Annotated in this window: 14 protein-coding genes; 6 read left to right on the top strand and 8 right to left on the bottom strand. The window is 63.4% G+C overall.

Annotated elements, in window-relative coordinates; translation table 11 throughout:
* Window positions 1-72 precede the first annotated feature (72 nt).
* Window positions 73-399, top strand: a complete 327-nt coding sequence (locus KHO53_RS07035) for a DUF1820 family protein (protein WP_010222917.1) — start codon at window positions 73-75, stop codon at window positions 397-399.
* 9 nt (window positions 400-408) lie between these two features.
* Here KHO53_RS07035 and KHO53_RS07030 read toward each other — a convergent pair whose 3' ends face one another.
* The 4 genes from KHO53_RS07030 to KHO53_RS07015 form a co-directional block, all read right to left on the bottom strand.
* Window positions 409-957 (bottom strand): tetratricopeptide repeat protein, encoded by a 549-nt coding sequence (locus KHO53_RS07030; protein WP_213570136.1) that lies wholly within the window; start codon window positions 955-957, stop codon window positions 409-411.
* 181 nt (window positions 958-1,138) lie between these two features.
* Window positions 1,139-2,419: a glutamate-1-semialdehyde 2,1-aminomutase gene (hemL, locus tag KHO53_RS07025; protein WP_213570135.1), complete on the bottom strand. Its 1,281-nt coding sequence runs from the start codon at window positions 2,417-2,419 to the stop codon at window positions 1,139-1,141.
* A gap of 15 nt (window positions 2,420-2,434) precedes the next feature.
* Window positions 2,435-3,061, bottom strand: a complete 627-nt coding sequence (gene thiE, locus KHO53_RS07020; RefSeq protein WP_010222920.1) for a thiamine phosphate synthase — start codon at window positions 3,059-3,061, stop codon at window positions 2,435-2,437.
* 21 nt (window positions 3,062-3,082) lie between these two features.
* A complete protein-coding gene (locus KHO53_RS07015) occupies window positions 3,083-3,880 on the bottom strand; it encodes a hydroxymethylpyrimidine/phosphomethylpyrimidine kinase (RefSeq protein ID WP_100782771.1) in 798 nt (265 codons plus the stop codon).
* A gap of 263 nt (window positions 3,881-4,143) precedes the next feature.
* On the opposite strand from KHO53_RS07015, the gene KHO53_RS07010 reads away from it, so the two are divergent.
* The 4 genes from KHO53_RS07010 (at window position 4,144) to KHO53_RS06995 (ending at window position 10,045) form a co-directional block, all read left to right on the top strand.
* Window positions 4,144-6,135: a sensor histidine kinase gene (locus KHO53_RS07010; protein WP_036996968.1), complete on the top strand. Its 1,992-nt coding sequence runs from the start codon at window positions 4,144-4,146 to the stop codon at window positions 6,133-6,135.
* 83 nt (window positions 6,136-6,218) lie between these two features.
* Window positions 6,219-7,871, top strand: coding sequence for an acyl-CoA dehydrogenase family protein (locus tag KHO53_RS07005; RefSeq protein WP_100782770.1), 1,653 nt, complete (start codon window positions 6,219-6,221; stop codon window positions 7,869-7,871).
* A gap of 32 nt (window positions 7,872-7,903) precedes the next feature.
* Window positions 7,904-9,409 (top strand): AMP nucleosidase, encoded by a 1,506-nt coding sequence (gene amn / locus KHO53_RS07000; protein ID WP_374045233.1) that lies wholly within the window; start codon window positions 7,904-7,906, stop codon window positions 9,407-9,409.
* A gap of 69 nt (window positions 9,410-9,478) precedes the next feature.
* A complete protein-coding gene (locus tag KHO53_RS06995; protein ID WP_174242340.1) occupies window positions 9,479-10,045 on the top strand; it encodes a pseudouridine synthase in 567 nt (188 codons plus the stop codon).
* On the opposite strand, the gene KHO53_RS06990 is transcribed toward KHO53_RS06995, so the two are convergent.
* Window positions 10,042-10,245 (bottom strand): DUF2788 domain-containing protein, encoded by a 204-nt coding sequence (locus tag KHO53_RS06990; protein WP_010222926.1) that lies wholly within the window; start codon window positions 10,243-10,245, stop codon window positions 10,042-10,044. The genes KHO53_RS06995 and KHO53_RS06990 overlap by 4 nt on opposite strands.
* 55 nt (window positions 10,246-10,300) lie before the next feature.
* Window positions 10,301-10,777 carry an Lrp/AsnC family transcriptional regulator gene (locus KHO53_RS06985; RefSeq protein ID WP_010222927.1) on the bottom strand — a complete coding sequence of 159 codons (477 nt, stop codon included), beginning with the start codon at window positions 10,775-10,777 and terminating at the stop codon, window positions 10,301-10,303.
* Window positions 10,778-11,186: 409 nt separating this feature from the next.
* Between KHO53_RS06985 and KHO53_RS06980 the strand changes: the two genes are divergently transcribed.
* Entirely contained in the window at window positions 11,187-11,936 is a 750-nt protein-coding gene (locus KHO53_RS06980) for a DUF6515 family protein (protein WP_213570134.1), read from the top strand.
* Window positions 11,937-11,990: 54 nt separating this feature from the next.
* Here the strand turns inward: KHO53_RS06980 and KHO53_RS06975 are convergent, their stop codons facing one another.
* Complete coding sequence (locus KHO53_RS06975) at window positions 11,991-12,863, bottom strand: cation diffusion facilitator family transporter (RefSeq protein WP_010222929.1); 873 nt, start codon at window positions 12,861-12,863, stop codon at window positions 11,991-11,993.
* Between the two features lie 25 nt (window positions 12,864-12,888).
* The gene (gene pmcY / locus KHO53_RS06970; RefSeq protein WP_010222930.1) at window positions 12,889-13,308 is read right to left on the bottom strand and encodes a periplasmic Zn2+ metallochaperone PmcY; all 420 of its coding nucleotides are present in this window, start codon (window positions 13,306-13,308) and stop codon (window positions 12,889-12,891) included.
* Window positions 13,309-13,421: the final 113 nt, after the last annotated feature.

The following is a 13,421-nucleotide window of genomic DNA, read 5'->3' as shown; positions in this document are numbered from 1 at the left end:
CTAGCGTTGTCGGCCTGGTGCCTATGTTATAGTTTGCGACTTCTTTACCACCCGTGATTGTCCCCGCCCAAAATGACCAAACGCGAAGCTCCGATCTACAAAGTGATCTTTCTCAACCAGGGCCAGGTGTACGAGATGTATGCCAAGCAGATCTATCAAAGCGATCTGTGGGGCTTTCTTGAAGTTGAAGAGTTTGTCTTTGGCGAGCGCACCCAGGTGGTGGTCGATCCGAGCGAAGAAAAGCTCAAGGCCCAGTTCGAAGGCGTGGTGCGCAGCTTTGTGCCGATGCACTCGATCGTGCGCATCGATGAGGTCGAGCGTCTGGGCACGCCAAAGATCAGCGAGGCGCGCGGTACTGGCAATGTAATGCCGTTCCCGATGCCAATGCCGGAAAAGTAAGTACGGGTTTCAGGGCAGCGGCGAGAAGGGCGTGCGACCGTCGACGGTCTGTAGCTCCAGCAGGTATTTGCGAAAGATCTGCCCCAGCACCTGGGTCGCGATTTCCAGCTCGTCGCGCGGCATCTTGGCAGACACCTCGTCAGCCATGTCCAGTGCATCCTCGGCACCATTGACCGCTGCCATCTTCAGCAGGATGTAGGCCTGCACATTGTTGGCCGCCACACCTTCACCCTTGTAGAACATGGTGCCCAGACGGTATTGCGCCTCGGCGTGGCCTTGCAGCGAGGCTTGCTCGAAGTAGCTCAGGGCCTGGTTGAGGTCGCGTGGGGTGTTGGTGCCTTCGTAGTAGAACTCACCCAACTCGTACTGGGCTTGTGCATCCCCGGACTTGGCCGCGTCCTGGCAGGCAGCGAGCGCTTGCGGCAGGTCTTCGGGCTGGGAATCGAGGGTGCAGCGGCCCATCGCCGGAATCAGCAACGAGTTACCGCCTGCTGTGGCTAGCAGGGGCTGAAGAAGCAACAGGCAGCCCAGGGCGAGGGCGCGGCCGGTGCGGTTCATGGGGATCGACTTACCTCTGCAAAGCTGCGGCCAAAGTGTCTGGTGGCACATTATGGGATAAGCAGCGCCTACCTTACAAAGTCTTTACTCGATTTTCTGCTTCCAAGGCACCATCGCGGGGCAAGCCCGCTCCCACAATGATCACTGTGGGAGCGGGCTTGCCCCGCGATGGCTGCAAAAATCAGAGCTTGGCGAACGCTCGCTCAGCCGCATCCAGGGTGATCTGCAGCTCGGTTTCACCGTGGGCAATCGAGGTAAAGCCGGCTTCGAAGGCGCTTGGCGCCAGGTACACGCCGCCTTCGAGCATCAGGTGGAAGAAGCGCTTGAAGCGCTCGGCATCGCTGGCCATGACGTCATCGAAGGTGACGATATCGTCGGCACCGCTGAAGTACAGGCCAAACATGCCGCCGGCCTGGGTGGTGACGAACGGGATGCCGGCGGCATCGGCGCGCTGTTGCAGGCCATCGAGCAGGCGGCTGGTGAAGGCGCTCAGGTCGTCATGAAAGCCTGGGCGGCTGATCAGTTTGAGGGTGGTCAGGCCAGCGGCCATGGCCAGCGGGTTGCCCGACAGGGTGCCGGCCTGGTAGACCGGGCCCAGCGGCGCGATCTGTTCCATGATCTTGCGCTTGCCACCGAAGCAGCCCACCGGCATGCCGCCACCGACGATCTTGCCGAAGGTCGAGAGGTCCGGGGTCACCCCGTAATGAGCCTGGGCGCCGCCCAGGGCGACGCGGAAACCGGTCATCACTTCGTCGAAGATCAACACCACGCCATGCTTGTCGCACAACGCGCGCAGGCCTTCGAGAAAGCCTGGCGCCGGCGGCACGCAGTTCATGTTGCCGGCGACCGGCTCGACGATGATGCAGGCGACGTCCTGGCCGACGTCAGCGAGCATCTTCTCGACCGCGTCGATGTCGTTGAACGGCAGGGTCAGGGTGTGTTTGGCAAAGGCTGCCGGCACCCCGGCGGAGCTCGGTACGCCTTGCGTCAGCAGGCCGGAGCCGGCTTTGACCAGCAGGCTGTCGGAGTGGCCGTGGTAGCAGCCTTCGAATTTGATGATGCTGTCGCGGCCGGTGTAGCCACGGGCCAGGCGGATGGCGCTCATGGTCGCTTCGGTGCCGGAGCTGACCATGCGCACCATCTCCATCGACGGCACGATCGAGCAGACCAGGTCGGCCATTTCGGTTTCCATGGCGGTTGGCGCGCCATAGGACAGGCCGTGCTCCAGCTGCTTGCGCACCGACTCCAGTACATCCGGGTGGCTGTGGCCGAGGATCATCGGGCCCCAGGAACCGACGTAGTCCACGTAGCGCTTGTCGTCTTCGTCAGTGACATAGGCACCGGCGGCGTGCTTGAAGAACAGCGGCGTGCCGCCAACGCTCTTGAACGCCCGTACCGGCGAGTTGACGCCACCGGGGATGTGTTTCTGGGCGTTGGCAAACAGGGTTTCGGAACGAGACATGATGGGCTCTCTCAATCAGGCAGAAGCGAACAGGGCGTTGAAGGCGCGGGCACGGCGGGTGACTTCCTGCGTGCTGTCGGCGCCGAACAGGCCGTGAATCACCGCCAGCAGGTCGGCGCCGTGGGCGACCAGCGGGGCGGCGTTGTCGAGGGTGATGCCGCCGATCGCGCAGATCGGCAGCTTGATACGGTTGCGCGCGTGTTCCAGCAGGGCGGTATCGGCGGCGGGCGCGCCTGGTTTGGTGACCGAATTGAAGAAGCGGCCGAAGGCGACGTAGCTGGCGCCTTCACGGGCGGCCTGCTCGGCCAGCTCCAGTTGGGCGTGGCACGTTGAGCCGATGATGGCGTTGCGCCCGAGCAGGGTGCGGGCCGGGGTCAACGGCCCGTCGGTCTGGCCCAGGTGGACGCCGACGCCCAGGCGTGCAGCCAGTTCGGCGTCGTCGTTGATGATCAGCTGGGTCTTGTAGCGTGCACACAGCTCGGCCAGGCTCTCGGCCTCGCGTAGGCGGCGGGACGCGTCCTGGCTCTTGTCGCGGTATTGCAGCAAGGTCACGCCGCCTTCCAGGGCCGCTTCGACATAGGGCAGAAACTTGCCGGCCAGCAACTGGCTGTCAGTGATGGCATACAGGCCGCGTAACTTCATGGTGTAGACCTCAAGCGAAGATCAGGAACAGAAATCCAGTGGCAGGCGGCGTGGCACGTACTGGCCTTTGCCCAGTTGCTCGGCATCGCGCAGGGTGCGCCAGGTGTAATCCAGGGCCGAGCGCACCGCGCTTTGCAGCTGCTCGCCCAGGGCCAGGCGGCCGGCCAGGGCACTGGCCAGGGTGCAGCCGGAGCCGTGATAGCTGCCGGGCAGGCGCTGGCAGGTCCAGGTGTGACGCTGGCCGTCGCGGCTGTACAGGCGGTTGTGGATTTCGTGTTCGTCGCCGTGACCGCCGGTGATCAGCAGGTGTCTGACAAACGGCAGGAGCTTTTCTGCGCATTCATCGGCGCTGCCTTCGGGCAGTTCGGCCAGGATGCGTGCTTCGGGAAGGTTCGGGGTAGCGATGGTTGCCAGTGGCAACAGGCGCTCGCGCATGGCGTAGCCGACTTCATCCTTGCCCAGGCGGCCACCGCCGCCAGCGCGCAGGACCGGGTCGCAGACCAGCGGCAGATGCGGATGGGCACTGAGCAGTTCGACCACGGTGTCGACCATTTCGATTGAGCCGAGCATGCCCAGCTTGACGGCCGCTACCGTCGAATCGGCAAGCACGGCATTGGCCTGGGCCAGTACCCACTCGCGGTCGAGGACGCGGAAGTCGCTGACATTGACGGTATCCTGGACGGTCAGGGCGGTCACGGCCGGAGCGGCATGACAGCCTTGCGCGATCAGGGCTTCGATATCTGCCTGCAAGCCGGCGCCGCCACTGGGGTCGTGGCCGGAGAGACAGAGGACAACGGGGCGGGAGCTGTAGGTATTCATGGTGCGCGAGCTTATCACCAAACGCTTTTGCTGGGTCCGCCCCGGCGCCGGGGATTTTTCAACGGGCGTTTGAAAGGTCCTGTAAGAATCGCTGAAAGTGCCGTTCTAGAGCCTTTGGCGTAAAGTTTTCAGTGGCATCTGGCAGGCTCGGAAAGCTATGCTAGAGTGCTCGAATAAACCGATAACGGTTACTGCCGGATCACGTCGCCTCAAACGGACAGGAGGCTACGCGACGCGACCGGGACAGACCATGCTGGGGCTGTATGCGCTATTTGCTGATTGTTGTGCTGGGCTGGCTGCCGTTGCTGGCCACGGCGGTCGATTTCGACGACTCCACCCGCAGCTTGCCGCTGGGGCAGGTGATGCAAGTGTTCGAAGACCGCGATGGCAACGCCAGCATTGCGCAGGTCAGTGCGCCGTCATTCAGCGAGCATTTTCGCCCGCACCGGGCCGAAGTCCTCAACGCCGGCTATTCCAGTTCGGTGTTCTGGCTGAAAATCCAGCTGCGCTACACCGCCTTGCCATCGGCAGCCCCCCGCGCCTGGTTGCTGGAGCTGGCCTATCCGCCACTCGATCACCTTGAACTCTACCTGCCGGACGCCAGCGGTACCTTTCGCCTGGCCCAACGCACCGGCGACGCCCTGCCTTATGCCAGTCGGCAAATCAAACAGAACAACTACCTCTTCGAACTACCCTTTGCCCCCGGCCAGACGACCACGGCCTATCTACGCTTGCACAGCCAGGGCTCAGTGCAGGCGCCGTTGACCCTGTGGTCGGCGCAGGCCTACATGGAGGCGCAACCGACCCGCCTGTATGTGCTGGGCCTGATCTACGGCGTGTTGCTGGGGATGCTGGTCTACAACCTGTTCATCTACCTCAGCGTGCGCGATACCAGTTACCTGTATTACATCCTCTATATCGCCTCGTTCGGTCTGTACCAGGTCTCTGTCAACGGCGCCGGCGTGGCCTATTTCTGGCCGGACAGCCCCTGGTGGGCCAACGCCGCCACACCGATGTTCATTGGTGCGGCGGGCCTGTTCGGTTGCCAGTTTGCCCGCAGCTTCCTGCAGGTACGCAATCACAGCCGTGCCTTCGACGCCGTGCTCAAGGTGCTGATGGGCTGTGGTGCGCTGGCGATGCTGCTGTCGCTGACCAGTAGCTACGGCGTAGCCCTGCGCCTGGCCACGGCGTTGGCGCTGCTGTTCACCGTGTGTATCTTCGCCGCCGGGATTTTCGCCTGGCACCGCGGTTTGCGCGTGGCCCGCTACTTCATCATTGCCTGGTCGGCGTTCTTGCTCGGCGGCCTGGTCAATACCCTGATGGTGCTGGGCTATTTGCCGAACGTGTTCCTGACCATGTACGCCAGCCAGATCGGTTCGGCGCTGGAGGTCGGCCTGTTGTCCCTGGCGCTGGCCGACCGCATCAACAGCATGCGTGACGAGCAGGCCCGGACGCTGCGCGAAACCGGCCGCACCCTGGAGCAGCTCAACATCCAGTTGGCCAACAGTAACCGCCTGAAAGACCAGTTCCTGGCCACCGTCACCCACGAGCTGCGCACGCCGATGAATGGCGTGATCGGTTCGCTGGAGCTGATGCAGACCATGCCGCTGGACGGCGAGCTGGCCCAGTACCAGCACACCGCCAGTTCCGCAGCCCAGGACATGATGGGCATGGTCGATGACATCCTCATCCTCACCGAGCTGCAGGCCGGCCGCCTGAGTGCTCAGAACGCCCCGTTCAGCCTGCGCTCGCTGCTGCAGGAGGTGCGCGCCGAACATGCCGCTGCTGCCATGGCCAAGGGCTTGTACCTGAGCCTGGATACCCCGGCGGAACTGCCCGATGTGCTGATCGGCGACCGGCACAAGCTGGCCATGTGCCTGGGGTACTTGATGGATAACGGCATCAAGTTCACTCACCAGGGCGGGGTCATGTTGCAGGTACGCGGTGCCCGCCTGGGCCCGGATCAACTGCGCTTGAGCATCAGTGTCAGCGACAGCGGCATCGGTTTCGATTGCCTTGATGAAGCCACGCTGTATCAGCGCTTCTTCCAGGTCGATGGCTCGATGACTCGAGCTCACGGCGGCCTGGGCATTGGCCTGGCGATTTGCCGGCAGTTGGCCGAGCTGATCGGCGCGCGCCTGCAGCACGAGTCCAATCCGGGGCTGGGCAGCCGCTTCGAGCTGAGCCTGAGCGTGCCCTTGAGCCCGCCCCAGGTGCAGTTGGGCATGGCCCGGCCAGGGCTAAATCACGGCTAGTTAGGCGTTTTTGTCACTTTGACAGGGGGGCGGGGCGTGATTCACTGAAATTTCAGACACGCCAGGATCCAGGAGGCCCCTCGATGAACCTGCACCAGTACGCTGAAACCCATGAGGTCACCAACCAGCCGCCGTCCCTGGATGGCGCCAACCTGTACCGCATCGATCTGCCGCTGCAGGAATGGTCGCGGCGCTACGGTGCAGGCTGGGCACAGGACCGCATCGACGCGTACGGCGCCCTGGCCGGCGGGCCGCTGATGGCCGCAGGCTTTCTGGCCAACCAGTACAAGCCGCAATTCAGCAGCCATGATCGCTACGGCCATCGCATCGACCTGGTGGAGTTTCATCCGGCCTATCACGAGCTGATGCGCACGGCCATCGAGCATGGCCTGCCCTCGTTGCCCTGGGCCAACCCGCGTGAGGGCGCCCATGTCGCCCGCGCCTCGATGACCTACCTGCACAGCCAGGCCGAAGCCGGCAGTGGCTGCCCGCTGACCATGACATTCGCCGCCGTGCCGGCGCTCAAGCTGCAGCCGGAACTGGCCAAGTACTGGTTACCCAAGGTCCTGGCAACGGAATACGACCCGCGTAACATTGGCGATCGCCATAAGGCCGGGGTGACCCTGGGCATGGCCATGACCGAGAAGCAGGGCGGCACCGATGTGCGCGCCAATACCACACGTGCCTATCCGGTCGGTGCGCCAGGCCCGGGCCAGGCTTATGAACTGGTCGGGCACAAGTGGTTCTGCTCGGCGCCAATGTGCGATGCCTTTCTGACCCTGGCCCAGACCGACAAGGGCCTCAGCTGTTTCCTGCTGCCGCGTCACCGCCCGGATGACAGCCGCAACCAGTTCTATATCCAGCGCCTGAAGAACAAGCTCGGCAACTGCTCCAATGCTTCCAGCGAAGTCGAGTTCCGTGGCGCCCTGGCCTGGATGATCGGTGAGGAAGGCCGTGGGGTGCCGACCATCATCGAAATGGTCGCCATGACCCGCTTCGACTGCATGGTCGGCTCCAGTGCCCTGATGCGCCAGGCCCTGACCCAGGCCGCTCACCACTGCGCCCATCGCCAGGTCGGTGGGCGGCTGTTGGCCGAGCAGCCATTGATGCAGAACGTGCTGGCCGATCTGGCCCTGGAAAGCGAAGCGGCGCTGGCCTTGAGCCTGCGCATGGGCCATGCCCTCGACCAGCCGGATGATCCGCACCAGGCGCGTTTTGCCCGGCTGATCACCGCCGTGGGCAAGTACTGGATCTGCAAACGGGCACCGGCGATGATCAATGAGGCGGCCGAATGCATGGGCGGTGCCGGTTATGTCGAAGACAGCATCCTGCCGCGGCTGTATCGCGAGGCTCCGGTCAACTCGACCTGGGAAGGCTCGGGCAACGTTCAGTGCCTGGACGTATTGCGCGCCTTGTCCAAGGAGCCCGGCGTACTCGACACACTGTTTGCCGAGCTCGGTGATGGCCATGGCGATCCGCGCCTGGCTGCACATATCGGCAACCTCAAGGTGGCGTTTGCCGACACCGCTGACATCCAGTACCGCGCCCGCCAGCTCACGGAAGACATTGCCGTCGGCCTGCAGGCCAAGTTGCTGCTCGAAGCCGGTAACGCGGTGGTCAGCGATGCCTTTATCGCCAGCCGCCTGAGTGGCAGCGGCCGGGTATACGGCGTGCTGCCCCGTGGCATTGATGTCGCGGCGCTGGTGCAACGCTCGACCCCGAATTGGCCGCTCTAACGTGCGTGCCTTTGCCGACGGATGTAGGCAAGATGGGGGCATGCATGTCAGACAGGAAGTACATTGTGAGCCGTACTGATGAAGCCTTCGTTGTCGTAGAAACCGCCGAGCAGGCCGTCGACCGCCTGGCGGCCCTGCACGAACAAGCCACCGCGGCCTTGAGCCAGGCGCTCAAGCGCTACCTCAAGGACCGCACCGAGCCGGATGCCGAGGAGCGGGCGCTGTTCCGCTACCCCGAACTGCGCCTGACCTACCAATACCATGGCGAAGTGCCGGCGATTACCCGCGCTTACGCCAAGGTTCAGCTACCCGGCACCTACAGCGTTACCGTGACGCAGCCGGCGGCGTTCCGTGGTTACCTGCTCGAGCAGCTCAAGCCGCTGATGCGTGACTTCACTGTCACGGTCGAAGTGGGCGTCAGCCAGCAGAACATTCCTTACCCTTATGTGGTCGAGCAGGGCGACGAGCTGGCCGGTACCGGCATCACTGCCGCGGCGCTGGCGCGGGTGTTCCCCAGCACCGACCTGTCCGCCGCCACCGACGGCATTGCCGACGGCCTGTACGACTGGGCCAACGTCGACCCACTGCCGCTGGCACTGTTCGACGCCGCGCGGGTGGACTTCTCCCTGCGCCGCCTGGTGCATTACACCGGCAGCGACTGGCGCCATGTGCAGCCGTGGATCCTGCTGACCAACTATCACCGTTATGTCGACCAGTTCATCACCCACGGTCTTGAGCAACTGCGTAATGATCCGCGCTTCGTGCGCATGGTCTTGCCGGGCAATGTGATCATCGAAAAGGCCATGGACAACGGCGAAGCCCAGGCCCTGGTCGCCGGGGTGGTCTGGCACCGTTACCAGATGCCGGCCTATCACCTGATCGCCGCCGATGGCGACGGTATCACCCTGGTCAACATCGGCGTCGGCCCGTCCAACGCCAAGAACATCACCGACCACCTGGCGGTGCTGCGCCCGCACTGCTGGCTGATGATCGGCCACTGCGGTGGCCTGCGCCAATCGCAGACCATTGGCGATTACGTGCTGGCCCACGCCTATATGCGCCGCGATGGGATTCTCGACCGGGTGGTCCCCCCGAACATTCCGATTCCGGCCCTGGCCGAAGTGCAACTGGCGTTGCAGGAGGCGGCGGCGCAGGTTACCGGCGAGCGCGGCGATGAGCTGAAAAAGCGCCTGCGTACCGGCACCGTGCTGACCTACGACGACCGCAACTGGGAGCTGCGCTGGGCCCAGGAACGACCGTTGATCAACCTGTCGCGGGCAGTGGCGGTGGACATGGAAAGCGGCACCATCGCCGCCCAGGGCTATCGCTTGCGGGTCCCGTACGGCACCTTGCTGTGCGTTTCCGACAAACCGCTGCACAGCGAGATCAAACTGCCGGGGGCGGCCAACGCCTTCTACAACCGGGCGGTCAGCCAGCACCTGAACATCGGTATCGCCGCCCTCGACCTGCTGCGTACCGAGCTCAACTCGTTGCACTCGCGTAAACTGCGCAGTTTTGACGAGCCGCCGTTCCGCTGAGGCCCCATGCCGTTACCCCCACGCACCAAGCCGCGGCGTCCCGCGGCCAAGCCCGCCGGTCCGCGTCGCCTGCCCAAGGCGCCGCCGGCCGAGCCGCGGTTGATCCTGTTCAACAAGCCCTTTGACGTGCTGACCCAGTTCAGCGACGGCGAAGGGCGCGCGACCCTCAAGGACTTCATTGCCATCCCCGGCATTTACCCGGCCGGACGCCTGGACCGTGACAGCGAGGGCTTGCTGCTGCTGACCAACGATGGCCAATTACAGGCGCGGATTGCCGACCCCAAGCACAAGTTGGCGAAAACCTATTGGGTACAAGTGGAGGGGGAACCGAGCGCGGAGCAGTTGCAGCGTCTGCGCGAGGGTGTTGAGCTCAACGACGGCCCGACCTTGCCGGCCCAGGCCCGCCAGCTCGACGAGCCCGACCTTTGGCCACGCAACCCGCCAGTACGCTTTCGCAAGAGCATACCGACCAGTTGGCTGGAGCTGGTGATCAAGGAAGGGCGCAACCGTCAGGTGCGGCGCATGACCGCTGCCGTCGGCTTGCCGACCCTGCGCCTGGTGCGCGTACGGATCGGCGACTGGAGCCTGGATGGCCTTGATCAAGGCCAGTGGCGGGAAGTGCCGGCCAAGCTTTAAACGCCTTCGATAAAGCCGATCACCACGCTTTTGATGATGAAGGCGAGGATGCCCAGGCCCAGCACGAAAAACAGGATGAAGGTGCCGAACTTGCCGGCTTTGGATTTTTTCGCCAGGTCCCAGACGATAAAACCCATGAAACCAATGAGGATGGTGACCAGGATGGTCATCATCCACTCTTCGAACAACGCAGGATCCATCGATACTCTCCGGCAGGTTGAGGCGCGCGATTATACGCCCCAGTTGCCAGCCTGACTAACGCAGGTGCGTGAGCGGCAGTTCGGTGCTGGCCAGTACCTGGTTGAGGACGAAGCTGGAGCGCACGCTGGTTACGCCTTCAATGCGCGTCAGGTGGCCGAGCAGCAGTTGCTGGTAATGGTCCATGTCGGGCACTACGACTTTTAGCTGGTAGTCGGCATCCATCCCGGTGACCAGGCTGCATTCGAGTACTTGCGGCAGGCTGCGGATCGCTGCCTCGAAGGTCTCGAAGCGCTCGGGGGTGTGGCGGTCCATGCCGATCAGTACGTAGGCGGTCAGGCTCAGGCCGAGCTTCTTGCGATCGAGCAGGGCGACCTGGCGGGCAATATAGCCGTCGTCTTCCAGTTGCTTGACTCGGCGCGAGCAGGGCGAAGGCGACAGGCCGATGCGTTCGGCCAGTTCCTGGTTGGAGATACGCGCATCGCGCTGCAATTCGGCAAGAATGCTCAGGTCATAGCGGTCAAGCTTGCTCATGGGGTTGGCCTTTTCTGTTTCGATTGCGTCGAATTATCAATCTTTAGGCAAAAATTGCGCAAGTGATATTTAATTGAGCAATCTTAGCAATCATCTGTCGCTGCCTTCGCCGTATTCTTATCACCAGAATCACTGCCCGGACATCAGTCCAGTGCGGCGGGCCTAATCAGGCCAGCCGCGGCCAGCAACCCCACCCGGTTGTGCTCGGCCCCCGGGCTACACACTGTCCACAAGACGGCGTGAGGTGAGCCGGTGTCACAAGCGCCGAGCACGGACAAAATTCTCAAAGGGAGACCCCAGGGTCTCCCTTTTTTATTGCCTGGCAAATTTCATCTGGCGGCCGATACCCCGTAGCAGACGGCCTGATAAAGTAATCCAGGCCCCTTGTTATCGGTCCGTGAGGAAAAGCATGAAGTCGCGCGTCTGGCGTATGGCGGGTGTTGGTTTGTTGTGCATGAGTGTCAATCTGCCGCTACTGGCCGAAGGGCAGGGGGCTTCACCGTTGCAGTCGCGGCCCGATGAAGTGCGTCAGACCCAGGCGCCGCGTACCGGCTACTACCAGGACATTCCGCGACGCAACGACAACCGCTATTACCAGGCCGGTGGCGCCGGGCATCCGGATGGCCATGGCAATGGGTGGGGCCCGGGGCCGCAGTATCGTCCGGGGCAGACCATCGAGCGCTTCCCCGAGCGCTACTGGAAAGTGCCCTATCGCGGGCATGATTACTTTTATTCCGGCGGCTACTGGTATCGCCCGCAAGGCCCGCGCTATGTGGTGGTGACACCGCCGTATGGCGTGCGGGTCAACTACCTGCCCGATTACGCGCGCGAAGTGTGGAGTGGCAGTGCGTTGTTGTTCCTTGCGGCGGGTACGTATTACCAGTACCTGGAGGACAGCCGTGAATACGTGGTGGTCAATCCACCGACGGCCAGTGCGCCGCAGCAGAGTGGCCCCGGTTATGAGGTGATCGCTTACCCGGCTCAGGGCCAGAGCCCTCAGCAGCTTGATCGTGACCATTATGAATGCCATCGCTGGGCGGTGCAGCAGACCGGCTTTGATCCGGCTGCGGCCAGTTATGCGCCGTCGGCGCAGGTGGCCGATAACTATCGGCGGGCGCAGGGTGCATGTTTGAGCGGGCGGGGGTATAGCGTCAACTGAACCGGGGGCTGCTGCGCAGCCCATCGCTGGCAAGGCACAGCCTTGCCAATGGCCTCACATCACCGGATCCGCATGCACCAGTACTTCCGCCTTCGGATACTGGCTGTTGATCGCCGCCGCAGCCTGGTCACACAAGGCATGGGCCTGGGTCAGCGGCAGGTCCCCGGGCAACTCCAGGTGCAATTGCACAAACCAGTGGCTACCCGATACCCGCGTGCGCAAGTCATGGGCGCCACACACCCCGGGCACACTGCAGGCCAGCGCCAGCATCTGCTCGCTGATGTCACTGGGCAGTTCCTGGTCCATCAGGATCGAGCTGCTCTCGCGACCAATCTGCAGGGCGCTCCAGAGGATGTACAGGGCGATGCCCAGGCCGAAAATCGCATCCAGCTGCGGCCAGCCGAAGCGCGCCAGCACCAGGGCTACCAGAATGCTGCCGTTGAGCAGCAGGTCGGAACGGTAATGCAGTGAGTCGGCGCGCACCGCGTTTGAGCCGGTGATGCGGATTACCTTGCCCTGCAGCATCAGCAAGGCAATGGTCAGCACCAGTGACAGCACCATCACTGCAATGCCAACGCCGGTTTCTGCCAGCGGTTGTGGATTCTGCAGCCGCTCCACCGCCTGCACGCCTATCAGCACCGCACTGACGGCAATGAACAGCGCCTGGGCCATGCCCGCCATGGCCTCGGCCTTGCCGTGGCCGTAGCGATGATCGTCATCGGCCGGGCGCAGGGCATAGTGCACCGCCAGCAAATTGAGGAAAGACGCCACGCCATCGAGGGCCGAATCGGTCAGCCCGGCCAGCAGGCTGACCGAACCGCTGAGCCACCAGGCCACCGCCTTGGTCAGGATCAGGATACTGGCCACCGCCAGCGAGGCGCGGGTGGCCAGGCGCAGCAGGCGTTGGTGTTCAGCCGAGGGAGTCATGCCGAAGGTGGCTTCCTGTCAGAGGTCAAGCCGCGGGCTTGAGGCCATACATGGCCAGTTGTTCGACGCTGCCCTTGTGCTGGATCAGGCGCGGGTCGTTGAGTGGCAGGCGCTGGCCCAGTTCGCTTTCGAGAATAGCCTGCAGCTTGCTGTTGTCGACTTTGCCGTCGGCACTGATGGCTTCATTGAGCTTCTCGGGCGCGACCTGGGCCGTGGTGCCGCCAGGCAGGTAGATGGCGCCGGTGGCGAAGTCGATGCCAAAGGCGATCAGGCCGGGAATCACATAGAAGAGGATGCCGATAGCGTCGAGGGCGGCGACCACCGGGTCGATCTTGCCTTCGATCTGGCCGCGCCGATCGGGAAAGAACAGGGTGCCGCAGGCCGTCAGTTGGGTCAGCAGGGTGGCGACCACGACGCCGCCAATGACACGGGAGGGAATACGCATGGAAATCTCCGGAATGAAGGCCGCAACGATACAGGCAAAGAGCCGGTATCTACAGCTAAGACCATGATAAGGCGGGCTCGGTTCGCCGTTATACTCGGCGGATTGTTTGAGGA

The organism is Pseudomonas sp. RC2C2 (genome assembly GCF_018390435.1).
Taxonomy (GTDB): Bacteria; Pseudomonadota; Gammaproteobacteria; order Pseudomonadales; family Pseudomonadaceae; genus Aquipseudomonas; species Aquipseudomonas donghuensis.
This window is presented reverse-complemented; position numbering and strand designations above follow the sequence as displayed.